Source organism: uncultured Roseovarius sp. (assembly GCF_947259555.1).
GTDB lineage: Bacteria > Pseudomonadota > Alphaproteobacteria > Rhodobacterales > Rhodobacteraceae > Roseovarius.
This window is the reverse complement of the sequence record NZ_CAMYMD010000059.1, coordinates 112,326-129,474: the sequence shown is the minus strand read 5'-3', so window position 1 is coordinate 129,474 and position 17,149 is coordinate 112,326. Positions and strand designations below refer to the sequence as shown.

Here is a 17,149-nt window from a genome sequence, read left to right as displayed (position 1 = left end):
GCATAGAGCACCCCGAATATCCAATTTCGCAGGTTAGTTTACCACAAAAGGCAGTCGAGGTCGCGTCTCACGGAACGATCTTCCGATCACGATAACGGGCTCACCCCGAACAGCCACGGATGCAGCCAGAGCAGCGTCGCATAGAGCCCCCCACCGAGGGTGAGGCGGAGACACGCGCCGGGCCACGATATCGGACGGGGCGGCGCGTGGCGGCGCGCTGCGTCGAGCTGTTTCCAGTCTGCGCCCATCTCGCGTCGCCTGCGCCGGTCGATGAGGCGCATGCCGAGCAAGGCAAAACCTGCGAAGGTGCCGAAGAGGATCCCATGCGCCAGATCACCGTTGGCCAGCAGGTGCGCCCCAGCCCAGAGCGCGAGCGCCAGAAGGAGCGGATGGCGCGTCAGTCGCATGAGACCAGGCCGCGCAGGATCGAAGCGGTCGTTCTGCGCACCCCCGAAGGAAAACGGATTGGGCCGCGCGATGGCAAGCGCAAGGATCAGGCAGACCGGCAGCATCACCATAAGCACCACATGGTTCTGCCAAGGGGCCCAGGGCCAGAGCGGCAGGTAGGGCGCGCGCCCCGCCGCCCCGATGAGCCAGGCCAGCACACCGAGCGACAGCGCCGAATATATGAGACCGAACCCGGCATGCCCAAGGCGCGCCACCAGCCAGGGCCGCACAGGCGGGCGGATCGGCACCGAATGCGTGAGAAAGAATGCCCCGAAGGCCAGTGCGTATTCGCCCCATCCCATGCGCGATCTCCTCAGACCGGCTTTGCGGCGGGCGGGCGCAGCAGAACCCGACCGTAGAGCAGTGCGAAGCCACCGAACGCCGTGATCCAGGTCAGACCCGACAGACCGTGCAGCCATGCCGCCTGGTCGGGCCAGAGACCCGCAGCAGCCCTGGCCAGAACGGCCAGCACGAGCGCTATGTAGATCGCGATGGTGCCGGGCCCCGCGCTCAAAGCCTGACCTGTATGCCCCAGCGTGGCACGGGTCATCACCGCCAGCGTCATCAACCCTGTTGCGCCAGCCATCCACAGATGCTGCGCCCCGGCCATTCCGAGACCGCCGGGCGACAGGATTTCGACACCGAGCGCAAGCGCGCCAAGCGGCAGAAAGGCATAAGCTATATGCAGCACCGTCACCAGCGGCTCGGCCAGGGTCCGATCTCCGGCCCAGCGGGCAAGGCGGATCAGATGCATCAGCCCCGCAAGCAGCAGGGCGAGGCCGCTTGCAGCATGATACGGGGCTGCGACCCAGGCCAGCAGCGCGGCCAGCAGCGCCAGCAGCGACAGCTTGTCAAACGTCTGCATCGGCGGCACCGGCAGACGCCCCGGCCCGCGTTTGGCCAGCCAGTTGCGGGTGAAGGAGGGCACGATGCGCCCGCCGATCACCGCGATCATCATGATGCCCGCGCCAAGGCCGAGCCGCAGACCATAGCCTTGTGCGGCGTAATCACCGCGCGCAGCCTCCAAATGAAAGACCGCGTTCGCAAGCGCGAAGACCGCCAGCATTGCCAGCACGATCAGGTTCCGCCAGTTCTTGCCTGCGACGATCTCGCGGAGGATCACCGCTCCGAGAACCACCGGGAAGGCCAGATCGGCCACGGCGACAAAGAGCGGCGGCAAGGCCAGGGAGAGCGCCACCGCCAGTCGTCCCAGCAGCCACAGCACGGCAAGCCCGCCCAGCGGCCAGCCCACCAGCGGCAGGCGACCGGTCCAGTTCGGCACCGCAGTCAGCAGAAACCCCGCGACCACCGCACCAAGATAGCCGAACAGGAATTCGTGAGCGTGCCAGCTGACCGGGTCGAAGGCCGTCGGCAAGCTCACACGCCCCGACAGCATCGGCACCCAGAGCACCATAGACAGCGCCGCCCACACCGCCGCCCCGAAAAAGAACGGGCGAAATCCGTAGGTCAGGATCGCCGGACCGCGCCATGCGCGCATCCGTTCAGCCGTCGTTGTCGCCATTTGATCGTCTCCCTCGCGCCGTCATGTCTGCGCCGCCATGGCGATCCGGCGATAGCCCGCCGCACCGTGATAAAAGCCGTTGCTCAGGGTCGAGGACCCGGTGAGCAAGCAAAGTCGGTTATCCGCCTCTTCAACCGCCAGTCCCCCATGCAGCACGTCGCGAAACACTTCCGCCACCGCTACCATGTCGACCGCCTGCGGCATGAGCCGCAGGTGCGTCACACCATCGGCCACCAACTGGCCCGACTCGGGCAGGAGGCCGAGATAGCTCTCGGATTGGGTCTGGATGCCGTTCACCCGCAGGATCGGCGCGTCGTCGCGCGTCCTGAGCGGCATCCCGTCGGGATCCTCCTCGCAGACGAACTGACAATTGTCCTTGGTCCGGCCATGCGCGCGGGCATGATAGCAGCGCGCCGAAACCGCGAGCGAGGCGCGGCCGAAGACCTGCACCTCGACCCCCAACCCCAGATCGTGCGCCGCCTGCGCCGCCACGGCGATCGCAGGGCCCGGCAGTTCCGCAGGCAGGCAGACATGGGTTGCGCCCTGCCCGGCCATCCATGCGATCGTTGCCTCGTTATAGGCATTCATGAATGGACCAATCCGGTGCGGGCGCGCGCCCCGTGCATAAAGCCCTGCGGCGTTGTTCACCTCGATCTCGGGGGGCTCCATCGCCGCCAGATCGGCGGTCGCCTTACGCTCGCGCGTCAGCATCACCTCGGCGAGCGTAGAGACGATCACCGTCTTGCCGGCACGCTCCAGCCGGTCGATGGTCTCGGGCAGATCGCCCTCGTGGAAGGGCGCGCGCTTGGAGCAGATCACCTCGCCGAGATAGACCTCGTCCACCGGCGCCTCGTCGGCGATGCGCGCGTAGAAATCGCGCCGCGTCTCGGCGGACCAGTGATAGGCGATGGGGCCAAGGGTCAGTTTCGTCATGTCTTTTACCGCCATTTCTTCGTCTCGAACGCGCCCTGCGTCTGTTTCTGCCCCTCGGTCAGCGCGACCAGATCGGCCATGTTGGCCTGCCGCCCTGCCCGGATATCGTCCACAGCCGCCCGGAATGCGCGCACCACGCCGCGAACGTAGGATTTTGACCGCTGCCGCCCCTCGATCTTGAAGGCATGCACGCCCGCCTCGATCAGGTCCGGCAAGAGCCGCGACAGATTGAGGCTTACCGGTTCCTCGAAGGCGTAATAGCCCTCGGGCCGATGCGGCGCGGTGTAGCGGCCCTTGCAGATCGTGGGGTAGCCCGCCTTTTCCTGCGGCCCGAACCGGTCGATAGTAAAGCCCGCAAGCTGCGACGACATCGCGCCGTCCTCGTGCCGGGCATATTCGACATCCGAGGCGGGCGAGCAGACGCCGTCCATATTGGTCGACTGCCCGGTGAGGTAATTCGTGAGGCTGCACCGCCCCTCGACCATCAGCCCGTGATTGCCGAAGATGAAGGTCTCGATCTCGCAGGGAATCTCGCGCTTGATCTGGCGGATTTCCGGAATGGTCAGGATTCGCGGCAGCACCACGCGCCGCACGCCGAAATGCTCGCAATAATAGCGGATCGCCTCAGGGGAGGAGGCCGCCGCTTGCACCGACAGGTGCAGCCGCGCCTGCGGATGGGTGCGCGCGATGTAATCGGCGACGCCCATATCGGCCACGATGAAGGCATCCACCCCAAGCCGCACGCCCAGATCCGCCGCCTGCCGCCAGAGATCGACCTTGCCCGCCGGCGGGTAGGTGTTGAGCGCGAGAAGCACCTTGGTGCCGCGCGCATGGGCATAGGTCACCGCCTCGGCCAACTCGTCGGGGGTAAAGTTCAGCCCCGGAAAATTGCGCGCGTTGGTGGCATCCTGAAAACCGCAATAGACCGCGTCTGCGCCCGCATCGACGGCAGTGCGGAGTGCTGCGGGGGTGCCTGCGGGGCAGATTAGTTCGGCAAGGCTCATACGACCTCCTGTTCGTTCGTGTCATTGGAATAGCCGCGCCTGAGCCGCGCGAGGATGGCGCGACCCGGCGGGCCGAACATCGCCGCCGTCTCCTCGGCGATGGAGCCCTCGACATCATCGAGCGCATTGCGCAGCCGTACCACCGCCTCGGTATCGCCCGTCACCTCGAGATCGCGTGAGAAGAAGGCGGCGTCGCCGTCTTCCTCGGAATCGACCAGTTCCAGAAGCAGCATGAATCGCCCCCGGATGGTGGCGCCTGCCTGCGGCGCGGCATCGCGCGGCACAACCCGGAATACCAGAGCTTCGGGGTCGGGCCGAAGATGCAGGGCGAAAGGCATGTCGACCGGGTCGATCAGGAAATCAGTGCCCTGATGCGGCCCGAGCCGCGCGAAAAGCGACGGGTGCCGCGCAGCGATGCGCCGCGCAACACGCGACAGGAGCGGTTGCAAAGCACCACACGCCAGCCGCGAGAAAAGCCCGCTGCCGGGTAATCGGGTCGGGTAAACGCTTTGACTACTGTCGGTCATGAGTTGGACGTTCTTTCGGTGGACACACCCGCCTCGTTCACGATGAGATCGAGCGGGATGTCATGGGGTTGCGGATAAATCGTCGGCAGGTGCGCAGAGGAAAGCGCGATGCCAATGACGATGGGGCGCGGGTCGAGCACGGCCAGCGTGCGATCGAAATACCCGCCGCCCCAGCCCAGCCTATAACACCCATCGGACCAGCCGAGACAGGGCGCCAGGGTGATGTCGGGCGTGAGAAGTTCGGCCTCGGGCGGGGGCACAGGAATGTTCCAGTCGCCACGCACCATCTTCGTCTCTGGCGTCCAGCGGCGGAAGACCAACGGTGCGGCCCGCGTCTCCACCACCGGCAGGGCGATGGTGACGCCTGCGCCGTGCAACTCCTTCAAAAGCGGGCGCAGGTCGGGCTCGCCCTTGATCGGCCAATAGCCCGACAGAACCGTGCCCTGCCCTGCCCCGCGCGCCTCCAGCACCCCGGCAAGATGTTTAGCGATTTCTTCGGAAACTCGCGCGCGCCCCGCCTGCCCGAGGTCGTCGCGGAGCCTGGCCAGCCGCTGCCGCTCCGCCCTACGCCAGCGCGCCACGTCCCGCACCTGATCTGCATCCACGCCAGATGGGTCGAAATAGGCGGGGTCCACCTCATCCGCCATGCAGGGCGGCGAGGCATATTTGCGCCTGTCGGTCATTGTCCGGCCTGGAGACGTGGAAAGAGCACACTGTCTTCGAGATATCTGTGCTCGTCGAGATCCTCGGCCAGCTTACCCAGACCGGCATAGAGACGAGCCCAGCTGTGGCAGGCATAACTGGGCAGTCGAAAGCCATGCGTGATCGCCGCGATCCGGTTCAATGCCGCTTCGTGTCCTTCGTGATCATGCCGCAGTCCGGCGATGCCTTCGCCTGCCGACGCATCTCCGGTCGCGAGCGTGGCAAAGACATCCTCCTCCTCGCGGCGCATGTGTTCCTCCAAGTCCGCAATCATCGCTTCAAGTGCCTGTGTCAGGCCGTGCGGTGTGTTTGGATCGGTGGCGTGCGATGTCTCGACCTTTCGGGCGAGCGCGAGCAACTCGGGCAGTTCGCGCCGATGCGTGTCATGGTAGCGCGACAGGATATGCGCGATCAGCGCCGCCGTCGGCGTTTGGCCTGCGCCATGCGGATCGGTTTCCATCATCGTAAACTCCTTTGAAACGTGCCTTCGAGCCGGAGGCATCCTGCCATCCGGCCCGATGGGTATGGGTGAGGACATGCTCACACCACATGACCACCCTCGGTCATCTGTGTAATCGCCTGGCGGCACCAGGCCAGAACCGCGTCTTCCTCGGGAAGCAGTGCTATCGCCATGCCACCTGCAAAGCGATCAAAGGCCGCCCGATGCACATCGGATACGCCGATTAGAACCGGCAGGTCGCGCCCAAGCGCCTCGGCAATCAGCGTCCGAAACCCGCGCCCCTCCGCCTCGCTTATCCCGAACTTGTTGAGCACCACGAGGTCGGCCCCCTGTGTCGCCAATCGCTCCGTGGCACCCGCCACCGCCAGTTCAAGCGCACCGGCATCCATCCGGCACGCCGCAGATCCAGTGCCCAGATTCTGCGTGATGTCGATGACCGGACCATCCGGCAACAGCCGCAAGGCGCTGGCGCAATGGCCCGCCCCGGCCCCGACCGCGCGCAGGGCACCCGTTAGGCGAATTCCGTTATCGCTCAATCGCCTAACGACCGCGGTCAACAGGCGATCGGTCGCCCCACGCCCTTTTGCATTCACGCACGCAAGTTGCATAGCTTACACCTCATTGCGGCTCGAAGCGGGGGAAAAGCACGTCATTCTCCAGCGCAATATGCGCGGCAAGATCGCGAAGCAGCTTATCCGTTCCCGAACAGAGTGCTCGCCATTACCCGCAGGCATGTTCGGGCGGCGTCAGGTCGTTGGTCAATCGCCGTATCAGGGCAATATTCCCGGCATGATCTTCGTGATCGGCGCGCATGGCGGCTATGGGATGCTCCAGGCCCGGACCAACGCCCGCGCGCATGGCCGGGAACAGGATTATCTCCTCCTTGGCCATGTGGTCTTCCATTTCCCGGGCGAGCACGTCGAGCGCATTCGCCAGCCCCTGCGGCACGTCAGGATCATCCTCATGCACCGTTTCGACTTTCTGTGCCAATGGCCGCAAGTCAGCCAACTCTGCACGGTGGACCTCATGGTAGCGCGCCAGGATATGATCAATCAGTTCACCGGTTTCATGAGGAACTGCAGCGTCGGTTTCACTTTGCATGGCCAAGCCTTTCGATGCCGATTTAGACATTCCGTACGAATAGGTATTTTAATTACCTATATATTAGCATGAAGTCTGACGTGTAAATGCCAAAGCGAAAGCGCGACGTTGCGCCTCACCAATCCTAATTTTTCAGACGCACACAATGCGAGAACCTCCGCAATGGTGAAGACCGCAAAAGCTTTGATCTAAATCAGATCGGTATTTCCTATACCGATATAGGATTGTACGAGGAGGGAGTGCTGCGGAGGCTAATGCATACTCAGCGTCCCGAGTTGCGGATCGTCGTAAGCCGTTTTGCGTGGCAGCTTTCGCAGCCTTCGCACATCCCTCCGCACTCATGTCTATTCTGCATCTCAGGTCGATAAGCGGTATTGGACTGGATTATTTCACTATTATGCAAGATGAAGTTTGACGACGTCCGGATCTGTCAGCCAGCACAATTGGTGATTTGTCCGCACGGTTCACGCGAACGGCAATATCAGGAAGATTACTCGCCACATCTGCGGACCATACCGTGTCTCAGGAAACATGCCGCAAAATCATTCCCGGAAAGCCGGACAAACAGTTTTCCATTTCTTCACGGTCCATCAGGCAGAGTGCAGTACTCAGCCCGTCAGCCAGCGCGGCACTCGGCCCACCGACACTGATTACCTGCCAGCCCGTACGCGCTGATTGCCCGGTTCGTGGATCGAAAATATGGCCGGTCGTTTCGTTTTCACCAATGAGCGTGCCGTGCGGTGCTGACGTCGCCAGCGCCAGGTCGCGCAACCCGAGATACTCCAGGACATTTCTGTCCGGCGCGCGCAGTGTCACTGGCCAGTCCGACCCGTCCGGACGCCCGCCCAAGGCCCGCAATTCGCCAGTATCAACCATGATGTCTGTCAGCCCCTCCCGGGTCAGAAGCGCCACCACCCGATCGGCGATATAGCCTTGCGCGATCCCATTGAGCGTCAGGGCCATGCCGGGCCGTTCGAACTGCGCGGTTTGACTGTCGAACCGAACGCCTGACCAGCCTACAAATGCTTGCGCCCGCGCAATCTCCGCACGGTCTGGTGCCCCGGTTGCATCACGCCGGGAATGAGCCGCCCAGAGCGGCTGAACGGTCGGATCGAAACGCCCACCGCTCGCATGGTGGATGCGGTCACAAAGGCTGAGGCAGTCCAACAACTCGAAGGGCGGCGCGCGCAAGATGCCCTCGGCATTGAGCACAGTTATCGCCGAATCCGCTCGGTAGAGGCTGAATATGCGCTCCAGCCTGCGCAGCTCGGCCCAGACTCGTTCAGCAACGGCTTCTGCCTCGGGATGCGCAAGGCTGAGCGTGGCCCGCGCGCCAAGCGCGGTGGCGTGCCATTGCGTGACCTGAGCGGCGGCGGGCCGGGCCCCCAAAGCCCCGGCACAGGCAGCTATGCTAAGGAAACGGCGTCGGGACAGGCTCTGCATCTGGATCATCCTCTATTGTGACAGCGCGCGAAGGCGCGTCTTGAAATTGTCTGCTCCATCGGCGAAGTCATCAGCAGCTTCGATCGGGGCAAGAACCTCGGCACCTGTGATCTCGTCCAGAGCAGCAACACGCCCGCCATGCTGGCTGACAAATGCCTGTGCCGCGCTCAACTCGGCGAATGGAACGACCTCGGGTGCGCCCATTCCACCCGCGCGATCCGAACCGATGACGAAATGCGCCCTGTCGGCCTCGATCCAGTTCTCCGCGCCAGGCGCGTCCCAGCTTGGCGCACGGCCCATGTCACTGACATAGACGGTGGCGATGTCGTAATTCTGTTCGGGCATGCGCAGAAAGGCGATGCCATCGCGCACCTGGCTGAAGAATAGTGGCGTGCCGGGCAGTCCCACCAGATGCACCTGCGCTTTCGGCCCTGGATGCTCGAGCAGGTTCATCTGGCAGAAATGCCCCACCATCGAGGCCGTCATCGAAACAGGATCGGGGCGGTCGACAACCTCTTCCTTGCAGGCCCCCAACAGCAGGGCAAGGCAAAGCAGTGGAACGAAGCGTCTCATGGTGTAATCCTTCTGAAGATCAGGACCGCCGCCCCAAGTGCCAGCACGGGCCAGGCCAGCATCGAGACGAGCGCATGCATGGGCGGGATGGCGTTGGCGGCACCGCCGATTCCGGCCGCTGCTGCGGTCGCCTCGGAGGCGGCGAGATTGTAGAGCCGGAAGGCATCCGCCGGATTGCCGATCAGAAGCCAGGGGAAAAGCTCGGTCGTGAACCAGCCGCCGCCATCGGCCACGATCGCGGCCAGCAGGCCAAGATCGTAGAGCACGATCATCGCGAGCCAGAGCCCGATGGCCAGCCCCGCCGCCCCCGAGGGCCGCTGCGCCAGTGCCGACAGCGCGTAGCCGAGGCAGAGGAACGCCGCACCCAGCAATATCGAGGTCCAGAACAGCCGCCAGAGCGCTGGGGTCCCGGCAAGCGCTGCGCTATCCGTCGCGATGGCAGACAGCGCGGCGCTGCCATAGCCTGCAGCCACTGCGAAGGTCAGAACCGCCACATGCGCAAACAGCTTGCCCGTCAGCAGTTCCGCGCGGCTCAGCGGATAGGTCAGAAGCAGCGGCAGCGTGCCCCGCTCGACCTCGCCCGCGACCCCGTCAAAGGACATCAGCAGCGCCACCAGCGGCACGAGGTAGACAGCAAGCGAAGTCAGACTTGCCACCGTGACCGATAGCCGATCCGCCCCAAGCGCACCGGTCGGGGCAGAACCGGCCGCTGACAGGACAAGCGAAAACACGACCATCATCGCCACGGCGATGCTGACCCAGCGGTTGCGCAGCGCGATCAGAAACTCACTGCGCGCGGTTGCCAGTATCCGGCTCATTGCCCGTCCCTCCGGCTGAAATGACTGTAAATGTCTTCGAGGCTGGGTGGGGTCACATCGACGTCGCTCACAATTTCGCCCAGTCCGGCGATGCGCGAGAGCGTGGCGAGCTTCTCGTCCTGCCCACAGCTCATATGCAGCGCGGTGCCGTTCATGCGCCCCTGCGGCAGCGCCTCGGCCAGACGCCCCGAGGCACCGGTACGCGGCGTGACATGCAGCATGATCGGCAGATCTGCCTGCCGCCGCAAATCACTCAGGCTGCCCTGGGTCACCAGCCGACCCTGCGACAGGATCACCAGTCGGTCTGTGCGTGCCTCCACCTCGGTCAAGGCGTGGCTCGACAGGAGCACCGAAGCCCCCTCGGCCGCCAGCCCGTCGAGCAGCGCATAGAAATCGCGCCGCGACACCGGATCAAGCCCGCTTGTGGGTTCATCGAGCACCAGAAGCCGCGGATGACCGATCAGCGCCTGCGCGAGCCCCACGCGCTGCCGCATGCCCTTGGAATAAGTGCCGATACGGCGTCTGCCCGCATCTGCAAGACCAACGCGCGCCAGAAGTTCGGAAGCAAGACGCGCGGGTTCGCCGCGCAGGCGCAGATAGTGGCGGATCTGCTCCAGCCCGGTCAGGGCCGGGTGAAAGGCCACGCTCTCGGGCAGATAAGCCACCCCGGCGCGCGCCGGCCCCGAACCCGGGGCGGCACCCAGCACCTGCACCTCACCACTGTCGAAGGAGATCAGCCCGAGGATGATCTTCATCAACGTCGACTTGCCCGCACCGTTATGGCCCAGCAGCGCCACGCGTTCGCCCGGTGCGACGTCGAGTGAAACGTCGCGCAGCGCCTCGGTATCGCGATAGCGTTTAGTGAGACGCGAGAGGGTCAAAGTTTGCATCATTTGTCTTTCCATCGCGCCATTTCCCGGCGCTTTCGTCTGCAAGAGTCCGTATCCGTTGCGGCGTATCGATCTGCACGGGCTGCATCAGTGGGTGACTGTCCAACACCCCGCCGGGCAATGTGGCCGGAAAGCTCGACTGCGCCCACCGGATCAGCTGCACCGCCGGCGCGCCCACCAGCAACGAGGCGGCGGGTTGCGACCACAGGATGTGGTCCATCAGGTCGTTGGGACGAAACGGGCTGTCAGCCAACCCGTCGCCGTCGAGGTCGAAGGCCGGGTGGTCCGACCAGTAGTTGCCACGCCCCTCAAAACTCCATTCCACATCGGTGGTGCCGACGTACTTCACCTGCGTTCGATTGCCGACAAAGGCGTTTCCGGTCAGCGCGTTGCGCTCTGACCCGGCGGTGAAATGGATGCCGATGTCGCAGTTCTCGAAGCGGTTGCCGACGATCAGGTTGCGATGTGCGTTGTAGATGAAGGTGCATTTCCCAGCCGTGCCGCGCACCAGATTGCCGCGCAGGTCAGAGCTGTTGGCATAGTTCAGCATCACGCCGTGATCGCGATCGTTGAGCGACAGGTTGTCCAGCACCTTCAGCCGGTCAGAGAACATCAGGGCATAGCCGAGATGATTGCCGATCGAGATGTTGCCCGACACTTCGCTGTCATGGGCATGCATGTAATGCACCGCAAAGCGCAGATCGCGGATAAGGTTGCCGCTGAAGATGTTGCGTTTGGATGTGTTGACGAAAATTCCGTCGCGCCCGTAGCGGATATCGTTGCCGATCACCTGCGCGCCCGGCGCATTCCAGACATAGACGCCATTGCCTCGGGCGTTCATCTGCCGGTCCTGACGGCCTCGGATGGTGTTGCCCTTCACAATGCTGTCGTTCGCGCCGTGAATGTCCACCCCGTAGAGATTGTCGAGAATGCGGTTATCCTCGATCAACGCGCGGCGTGCCGTCTTGGTCAGTTGCACGCCCGAGTCGATGCCCTGATGATCATCGCCCGAACCGGTAATAATGAGGCCGCGAACGGTGATGTCCTTACCTGTCACGGTGAGGACAGAGCCCACACCACCGCCGTCGATGGTTGCCGCGCCGCGCCCGTCGAGCGTGACGGGCTGCGACAGCGTCACCGGGCCAATGTAACGGCCTGGTGAGAGGATCAGCACGTCGCCGGATTCAGCCCCGGCGACGGCCTCCGTCAGCGCCCCGTCCCGCGCCGGCACGATGACCTCTGCCGCCTGCGCCAGCGGCGCGAGCAGCAAAAGGACCGCGAGGAGAAGACGGAGCGCCATGGCTCACGCGCCCCGCGGCTTGACCAGCATCCGTCCGCGCATCTCCATGTGGAGCGCGTGGCAGAACCACTGGCAGTAATACCAGTAGACGCCGGGTTTGGCTGCGGTGAAGGTGACCGAAGCGGTTGCCTGCGGTGCGAGTTCCATCGCCACGCCGTGGTTGTTGAGGCAGAAGCCATGGGTCAGGTCGTCGATATCGTCGAGATTGGTGACGATGACGGTGACCTCATCGCCTTCGGTGACCTCGAACTTCTCCAGCGAGAAGGTCGGCGCGACGCTGGTCATGTAAACCCGGACCTTGTCGCCGTCGCGAATGACGGCATCGGCCCAGTCGTCGATATCCACACCATCGGCTTCAGCCTGGGCGCGCGTTTCGGCCCACATCGGGTCGTTGCGGTCCCAGGCATTGCGCGGGCTCAGAATGTCGCGCCGGACAATGATGCTGTCATGTGGCTCGGCAAAGGTCGGCCCGTCGTGGACCAGCGTCATCCCGCCATCCTCGATCGCGAAGAGCTGCTCGTTCTCGGGCTTGAGCGGGCCCACGTTGAGGAACCTGTCCTTCGAGAACTTGTTCATCGAGATGTACCACTTGCCATCCGCCTCAAGCGTCTCGCCCATCGAGGTGGAGTTGTGGCCCGGCTGGTAATGTACATCCTCCTTCTGCAGGATCGGGTCAACGTCCTCGCCGTTGTGGGCGCGAATGGCGGCATCGACGTTCCACTTCACCACCTGGCTGTCGAGAAAGAGCGTGGTAAAGGCGTTGCCCTTGCCATCGAAACAGGTGTGAAGCGGCCCGAGACCCAGTTGCGGCTCGGCCACAACGACCGAACGAGGATCGCTGCTGTCGTCATCGAACAGCGCGTCGAACTTGCGTACGTCGAGCACCGAAACCGTCGGTGAGAGCTTGCCGTTCACGCAGACATGAATCTTGTCGGGCGCGGTGTTGATGCCATGGGGACTGTTTGGAATGGGAACGTAGCGGGTGTATTTCTTGTTCCGTTCCTTGCGCCCGTCGATCACCTTGACGCCATTCATCTCGGTGTAGTCGCCTGCGGCGATGCCCTGTTCGATCTCGGCCAGGTTGAAGATCACGACGTGGTCCATCTCGTTCTCGGTCATCTCGGCCAGGGTCATGCCCATTTCCGAGTTGTAGGAGGTCGAGAAGGCGTATTTGCCCTGGTAGTCGCAATCGGTGTTGTCGAGATTGCCCGAAACCATCACCTGCCAGGCGATCTCCATTGTGTCACCGTCGATGGCAGTGAAGAAGTTAACGTATTTGTCTGGATCGTCCAGGATCGAGCCGTCGTTGACGATCGGCACCTCGTCCTCGCCATTGGCAAAGACATAGCCAGTGCGCGGCCATTTCTGCGGACGCAACCCGTGGATCGCTTTTGCATTGGGAATCTCAATGATCTTGTCGGGCTTCATCACGTCGCAACGGACCCGCGCGACACGGGTGTTCGCCTTGTCATTCATGAAGATGAAACGCCCATCATAGGTGCCTTCAGTGAATGACATATGCGGGTGATGCAGGTCGCCGTTGTCGTGAATACGCTTGCCATTGGCATTGAGGAACGCCTTGGTCTCGGGCAGCATGCCGTCCTCGAAGATCTTCAGGCTCTCGTTGGTCTGGCCCCAGCCGGTGGCCGAGCAGCGATTGAAGACGGGAATGCGCATCAGCTCGCGCATCGACGGCACGCCAAGGACGCGCAGCTCGCCGCACTGTCCCGAGGACCAGATGCCGTAATATTCGTCCAACTCGCCGGGGGCGAGACTCGCCGATCCTGCGGCGGCCTTCGCCGGAGTTGCACTCGCAGCCGCTGTCACGCCTGCCGCACCGCCCAGCATGGCAAGACGCGCGCCACCTGCGCCGCCGAGGAGCGCCGCGCCCCCCGCCGTCGCGCCCAGCAGGCCGCGCCGACTGATACCGGTTTTCTTATCTTTGTCAGACATTTGTCTTCTCCTTCAGGTTGGGATGATTGTGGAGCGCCCGATCCAGATCGGCCGCCCCGCGCGAGGCAGTCTCGCGCCGCTTCAGCCGCTTGATCACGACCGGGCATTTTGCTTTCGACTGGTAAAGCACTTGGCAGTGCATGCAGTTGAGGCATTCGTTGGGGTTGATCTCACCCGTCGGGTGGATCGCCTGCACGAAACACTCATGCGCGCAGGTCTGGCAGGGGTTGCCACACTCCTTGTAACGCTTGAGCCAGTCGAACATGCGCATCCGCGCGGGGATCGCCAGCGCGCCGCCCAACGGGCAGAGGTAGCGGCAATAGAACCGTTCAACGAACAGCCCTGCGATCAGCAGCGCCGCCGCGTAGGCCACGAAAGGCCAGGCGCGCACGAATTTCAGAACGATGGCGGTCTTAAAGGGCTCCACCTCAGCCAGCGCCTCGGCCTGTTCGATCGAGGCCAGCGAGACGCCAAAAAGGCCGAGAAAAATCATGTATTTCAGCGGCCAGAGCCGTTCGTGCAGGCCCCATGGCAGGGTCCATTGCGGCACCCGCAGCCGCCGCGCGATCTGGTTGGTCAATTCCTGCAGCGCGCCGAACGGGCACAGCCAGCCGCAATATGCGCCGCGGCCCCAGAAGATCAGCGAGGCCGCCACCGCGAACCACAGTATGAAGGTCAGCGGATCGAGGAGGAAAGCCTGCCAACTGAAATCAGAGGTCAGGGCACCGAACAGCGCCATGAGATTGACGACCGACAGTTGCGCATTGGCATACCACCCCAGAAACACCAGCGTAACCGTGAGAAAGCCCATCCGGAACCAGTAGGTCACACGCTCGGACCGGGTAAGAAATCCCTGAAAGAAGAATGCCCCTGTCAACACCAGCAGCATGAGGCACAGTCCGGCAATCTCGACGGTCTTGTCCTGCCAGATGCGTTTCCACAGCGCGGCCTGCGCCGCGTGTTCCTCCTGTGCGGCCACAGCCTGCGCCTCCGGCGCTGTGCCCGCAGAGGGGGCCGGCAGGGCGCGCAGGTAGCTCTCCGGCAGGCGATACCCCATCTCGAAGGTGGTGAAGACCCGCTCGATCGCGGCCACATCGCGCTGTACCAGCAGTTGCAGACGGAACGGTTCGGTCGGATCGAACCCGCTGTCGGCAGGGATCTTGAACAGATCCATTTCCGAGAATTCCGGCGCGCCGGTGGCGGCGATATCACCCAGCCTGCGATGCATTCGGTCGCGGAACCGCACCGACATGTCACCCTGAATGAGCACGATCCTATCGAAGATTCCGCCCCGCACATAGCCCGACCCCTTGAAGGAATAGAGCCCGCGGCCCGTCACCATGATCGCGTGCTCGCCATCCTCCAGCCAACCCTGCAGATTGGCGTTCTCGGCCTCACCCAGCAGCGCCTCGCCCACCGGTGGCACCGAGACCAGCGCCATGTACATGTCTATGAACGGGGTCTCGCCGGGCGCGTCGATGGGGCGCTCGGCGGCGCGCGGATCGTCCACCCCCTCGAAGGCGGCATTGACCTGCCCCACATCGAGCGAGAGTCGCCGAAGCGTGCCGTCGCCCTCCAGCGTCATCCAGTCCCGGGCGGCGGTTGCCTCGGGGTCGATCTCGTAGCGCGGCCCGGTCGGGGCCTCGGGCGCGCTGAGGCCACCCAGACCGAGATGCCGCGCGACTTTGAGCCCGGCGCGCACGATGGAGTCGTCGATCACCATGATGGTTACGGTCGCGCCTGCGATGATCTCCAGATCATGGGTGGTGCCACCCGAGGTTGCCTCGGCCACGAGGTCAAGCCCCGCGTATCCGGCCACAAGCGCCTCGATCTTTGACTCGGGAATCCCGATCAGCACGATCGGCTCAGAATGCTTGGCGAGCGTCACGCCCTGCACCACGGCCTCATTGTCGACGGCAACCATTGTGTGAATGGGCTTGCCCGAATAGCCCGTCGTGCCGACGAAATCCGAGGCGATGAACGTCCAGCCGATCCGCTCGCCGCCACGCATCAGAGGGGCTACCGGGATATCGTCCCGGATCTGGCCGAACCCGTCTGCGCCATCAACCAAGTCGCCCGGCGTTACATCATCGATCAGTTGCGATAGGACGGATGTGACGGGTTGGGCGCTTGCAGGTTGCGCCCCGAGAAGAGCTGCGCCAGCGATCAGGAGAACCGCGCCGACCAGCGCAACGACCCGATGATACCATGCCAAAAGGCGGTTTACGGCGACAACCTTCTTGCGCGGCAGACGCAGACCGAAACTGGAAGAGAGAGGCGGGACAGACATGTATCAGCTTTCCTTCGGGGGCGCGCGTGCGAGGTGGCCAGTCTCTACCGCGCCTGCCTCACGCATCGCGCGAAGACCTGTGTCGAGGTGCCGGGCAACCCATGATGGACGCGTCCACATCATTGGTTCATCGGCCGTGACCTCGGCCTGGGCGGTGCAGACCGGACAGGGGGTACAGTCATGACCTGACGTCGGCTTTTGCGGCTGCCCGTCATGATCAAGCCTGACCGTCACGCTGCGAGCACCATCACCGGAACAGATCACCATGGTGATCGCGCCATGCTGACCGCTCTGCATCAGCAACGCGGCAGCAGGGCGTGCAATCGCAGCAGTCACCGTCGCAAATGCCAGCAGCAGGCCAAGCAGGATATGGGTACGCGAACGTATCATGGGGTTCGGATAGGTGGTTGGGCAAACGCGTGACATGACATGAATCAAATCGGTATAATTTTTGCCGGTTTAATTTTTTCATCGTCGTAGTCTGCGTCTACGGCGAGCATCAGTTCTTTCATGAACGTCTCCTCGTCCAGGTGATACTCGGCGCAGGCGTCGATCACCGTGTGGAACGGGCTGACGAGGCATCCAACGCAGAGCATCCGGTGCCGAACGAAGACCGGCACGGTCTGGGGCCATCGTGTCATCAGATCCGCCAGTGGCAGATCGGGGTCATCGGGTCGAGGGTGCCGCATTGCGCGCTCCTTTCTCCGACCACTTTAGTCGCGCAATCGCGCCAAACGTTGCGCTGGCACAAACTCCGTGACCGGGCGCCCGCATAAAACAGGTCATCCCGAATTCCCGCGAGGTCTGAATGGGGCAAGAAGCGCCCGGGGTCGGCGTCACATCAATAAATAAATGCACCGAAAAAGTGCCGATCCTTGATCAATATCAAATCCGCAATCAAAATACTGATTCAATGTGACGACCATCTTGGTGCCGCAAGCTGAATGGCACATTCCCGGCTGAGCGATGCAGGCTGCACGCTCACGCGCGCACCCAATCTTCGCGACCGCGCCATGACAGAGCAACGTCCCAACAAAAAGGCAAACGCCGATGAGGCTCTCGAGCACGTTACAACCACGTTCCTGCGATGCATTGATCCGACTCTCCGCGATAACAACAGATCCCGCACCGCCCGTTGAAGCGGTAAAACGGCCCCCAATCCGGATCACCAGCGCAAGACATCACG

19 protein-coding genes are annotated in these 17,149 nt (G+C 63.3%); all 19 read right to left on the bottom strand.

Going from position 1 to position 17,149, the window contains the following annotated elements; genetic code table 11:
* Positions 1 to 86: 86 nt before the first annotated feature.
* Positions 87 to 749 (bottom strand): NnrU family protein, encoded by a 663-nt coding sequence (locus Q0X85_RS09845; protein WP_297771710.1) that lies wholly within the window; start codon positions 747 to 749, stop codon positions 87 to 89.
* 11 nt (positions 750 to 760) lie between these two features.
* Entirely contained in the window at positions 761 to 1,969 is a 1,209-nt protein-coding gene (locus Q0X85_RS09840) for an NnrS family protein (protein WP_297771708.1), read from the bottom strand.
* A gap of 21 nt (positions 1,970 to 1,990) precedes the next feature.
* Positions 1,991 to 2,902, bottom strand: coding sequence for a U32 family peptidase (locus Q0X85_RS09835; RefSeq protein ID WP_297771707.1), 912 nt, complete (start codon positions 2,900 to 2,902; stop codon positions 1,991 to 1,993).
* Between the two features lie 5 nt (positions 2,903 to 2,907).
* Positions 2,908 to 3,906 (bottom strand): peptidase U32 family protein, encoded by a 999-nt coding sequence (locus Q0X85_RS09830; RefSeq protein ID WP_297771706.1) that lies wholly within the window; start codon positions 3,904 to 3,906, stop codon positions 2,908 to 2,910.
* A complete protein-coding gene (locus Q0X85_RS09825; RefSeq protein WP_297771705.1) occupies positions 3,903 to 4,433 on the bottom strand; it encodes an SCP2 sterol-binding domain-containing protein in 531 nt (176 codons plus the stop codon). The genes Q0X85_RS09830 and Q0X85_RS09825 overlap by 4 nt, the downstream gene beginning before the upstream one ends.
* Positions 4,430 to 5,116: a 5-formyltetrahydrofolate cyclo-ligase gene (locus Q0X85_RS09820; RefSeq protein ID WP_297771704.1), complete on the bottom strand. Its 687-nt coding sequence runs from the start codon at positions 5,114 to 5,116 to the stop codon at positions 4,430 to 4,432. Before Q0X85_RS09820 ends, Q0X85_RS09825 begins: the two co-directional genes overlap by 4 nt.
* Positions 5,113 to 5,598, bottom strand: coding sequence for a hemerythrin domain-containing protein (locus tag Q0X85_RS09815; RefSeq protein ID WP_297771703.1), 486 nt, complete (start codon positions 5,596 to 5,598; stop codon positions 5,113 to 5,115). Before Q0X85_RS09815 ends, Q0X85_RS09820 begins: the two co-directional genes overlap by 4 nt.
* Before the next feature lie 77 nt (positions 5,599 to 5,675).
* Positions 5,676 to 6,203, bottom strand: coding sequence for a DUF2478 domain-containing protein (locus tag Q0X85_RS09810; RefSeq protein WP_297771702.1), 528 nt, complete (start codon positions 6,201 to 6,203; stop codon positions 5,676 to 5,678).
* 112 nt (positions 6,204 to 6,315) lie between these two features.
* Positions 6,316 to 6,696, bottom strand: coding sequence for a hemerythrin domain-containing protein (locus Q0X85_RS09805; RefSeq protein ID WP_297771701.1), 381 nt, complete (start codon positions 6,694 to 6,696; stop codon positions 6,316 to 6,318).
* 522 nt (positions 6,697 to 7,218) lie between these two features.
* Entirely contained in the window at positions 7,219 to 8,139 is a 921-nt protein-coding gene (locus Q0X85_RS09800; RefSeq protein WP_297771700.1) for an FAD:protein FMN transferase, read from the bottom strand.
* Between the two features lie 12 nt (positions 8,140 to 8,151).
* Positions 8,152 to 8,712 (bottom strand): nitrous oxide reductase accessory protein NosL, encoded by a 561-nt coding sequence (locus Q0X85_RS09795; RefSeq protein WP_297771699.1) that lies wholly within the window; start codon positions 8,710 to 8,712, stop codon positions 8,152 to 8,154.
* Positions 8,709 to 9,530 carry an ABC transporter permease subunit gene (locus Q0X85_RS09790; RefSeq protein ID WP_297771698.1) on the bottom strand — a complete coding sequence of 274 codons (822 nt, stop codon included), beginning with the start codon at positions 9,528 to 9,530 and terminating at the stop codon, positions 8,709 to 8,711. Before Q0X85_RS09790 ends, Q0X85_RS09795 begins: the two co-directional genes overlap by 4 nt.
* The gene (locus Q0X85_RS09785; protein ID WP_297771697.1) at positions 9,527 to 10,423 is read right to left on the bottom strand and encodes an ABC transporter ATP-binding protein; all 897 of its coding nucleotides are present in this window, start codon (positions 10,421 to 10,423) and stop codon (positions 9,527 to 9,529) included. The genes Q0X85_RS09790 and Q0X85_RS09785 overlap by 4 nt, the downstream gene beginning before the upstream one ends.
* On the bottom strand, positions 10,389 to 11,720 hold the full coding sequence (locus Q0X85_RS09780; protein WP_297771696.1) for a nitrous oxide reductase family maturation protein NosD: 1,332 nt from the start codon (positions 11,718 to 11,720) through the stop codon (positions 10,389 to 10,391). The genes Q0X85_RS09785 and Q0X85_RS09780 overlap by 35 nt, the downstream gene beginning before the upstream one ends.
* A gap of 3 nt (positions 11,721 to 11,723) precedes the next feature.
* A complete protein-coding gene (gene nosZ, locus Q0X85_RS09775) occupies positions 11,724 to 13,673 on the bottom strand; it encodes a TAT-dependent nitrous-oxide reductase (RefSeq protein WP_297771695.1) in 1,950 nt (649 codons plus the stop codon).
* Complete coding sequence (locus tag Q0X85_RS09770) at positions 13,666 to 15,963, bottom strand: NosR/NirI family protein (protein ID WP_297771693.1); 2,298 nt, start codon at positions 15,961 to 15,963, stop codon at positions 13,666 to 13,668. Before Q0X85_RS09770 ends, nosZ begins: the two co-directional genes overlap by 8 nt.
* Positions 15,964 to 15,966: 3 nt before the next feature.
* A complete protein-coding gene (locus Q0X85_RS09765; protein WP_297771692.1) occupies positions 15,967 to 16,353 on the bottom strand; it encodes a DUF2946 family protein in 387 nt (128 codons plus the stop codon).
* 44 nt (positions 16,354 to 16,397) lie between these two features.
* Positions 16,398 to 16,652 carry a DUF1858 domain-containing protein gene (locus Q0X85_RS09760; RefSeq protein WP_297771691.1) on the bottom strand — a complete coding sequence of 85 codons (255 nt, stop codon included), beginning with the start codon at positions 16,650 to 16,652 and terminating at the stop codon, positions 16,398 to 16,400.
* 147 nt (positions 16,653 to 16,799) lie between these two features.
* A complete protein-coding gene (locus Q0X85_RS09755) occupies positions 16,800 to 17,132 on the bottom strand; it encodes a hypothetical protein (RefSeq protein WP_297771690.1) in 333 nt (110 codons plus the stop codon).
* Positions 17,133 to 17,149 lie beyond the last annotated feature (17 nt).

What these genes read in the sequence shown, in the direction of transcription:
- Q0X85_RS09825 (WP_297771705.1), bottom strand. Translation starts at nt 4,433, where the DNA reads ATGACCGACAGTAGTCAAAGCGTTTACCCGACCCGATTACCCGGCAGC.
- Q0X85_RS09800 (WP_297771700.1), bottom strand. Translation starts at nt 8,139, where the DNA reads ATGCAGAGCCTGTCCCGACGCCGTTTCCTTAGCATAGCTGCCTGTGCC.
- Q0X85_RS09845 (WP_297771710.1), bottom strand. Translation starts at nt 749, where the DNA reads ATGGGATGGGGCGAATACGCACTGGCCTTCGGGGCATTCTTTCTCACG.
- Q0X85_RS09815 (WP_297771703.1), bottom strand. Translation starts at nt 5,598, where the DNA reads ATGATGGAAACCGATCCGCATGGCGCAGGCCAAACGCCGACGGCGGCG.
- Q0X85_RS09810 (WP_297771702.1), bottom strand. Translation starts at nt 6,203, where the DNA reads ATGCAACTTGCGTGCGTGAATGCAAAAGGGCGTGGGGCGACCGATCGC.
- Q0X85_RS09820 (WP_297771704.1), bottom strand. Translation starts at nt 5,116, where the DNA reads ATGACCGACAGGCGCAAATATGCCTCGCCGCCCTGCATGGCGGATGAG.
- Q0X85_RS09840 (WP_297771708.1), bottom strand. Translation starts at nt 1,969, where the DNA reads ATGGCGACAACGACGGCTGAACGGATGCGCGCATGGCGCGGTCCGGCG.
- nosZ (WP_297771695.1), bottom strand. Translation starts at nt 13,673, where the DNA reads ATGTCTGACAAAGATAAGAAAACCGGTATCAGTCGGCGCGGCCTGCTG.
- Q0X85_RS09760 (WP_297771691.1), bottom strand. Translation starts at nt 16,652, where the DNA reads ATGCGGCACCCTCGACCCGATGACCCCGATCTGCCACTGGCGGATCTG.
- Q0X85_RS09790 (WP_297771698.1), bottom strand. Translation starts at nt 9,530, where the DNA reads ATGAGCCGGATACTGGCAACCGCGCGCAGTGAGTTTCTGATCGCGCTG.
- Q0X85_RS09795 (WP_297771699.1), bottom strand. Translation starts at nt 8,712, where the DNA reads ATGAGACGCTTCGTTCCACTGCTTTGCCTTGCCCTGCTGTTGGGGGCC.
- Q0X85_RS09835 (WP_297771707.1), bottom strand. Translation starts at nt 2,902, where the DNA reads ATGACGAAACTGACCCTTGGCCCCATCGCCTATCACTGGTCCGCCGAG.
- Q0X85_RS09785 (WP_297771697.1), bottom strand. Translation starts at nt 10,423, where the DNA reads ATGATGCAAACTTTGACCCTCTCGCGTCTCACTAAACGCTATCGCGAT.
- Q0X85_RS09805 (WP_297771701.1), bottom strand. Translation starts at nt 6,696, where the DNA reads ATGCAAAGTGAAACCGACGCTGCAGTTCCTCATGAAACCGGTGAACTG.
- Q0X85_RS09830 (WP_297771706.1), bottom strand. Translation starts at nt 3,906, where the DNA reads ATGAGCCTTGCCGAACTAATCTGCCCCGCAGGCACCCCCGCAGCACTC.
- Q0X85_RS09770 (WP_297771693.1), bottom strand. Translation starts at nt 15,963, where the DNA reads ATGTCTGTCCCGCCTCTCTCTTCCAGTTTCGGTCTGCGTCTGCCGCGC.
- Q0X85_RS09780 (WP_297771696.1), bottom strand. Translation starts at nt 11,720, where the DNA reads ATGGCGCTCCGTCTTCTCCTCGCGGTCCTTTTGCTGCTCGCGCCGCTG.
- Q0X85_RS09765 (WP_297771692.1), bottom strand. Translation starts at nt 16,353, where the DNA reads ATGATACGTTCGCGTACCCATATCCTGCTTGGCCTGCTGCTGGCATTT.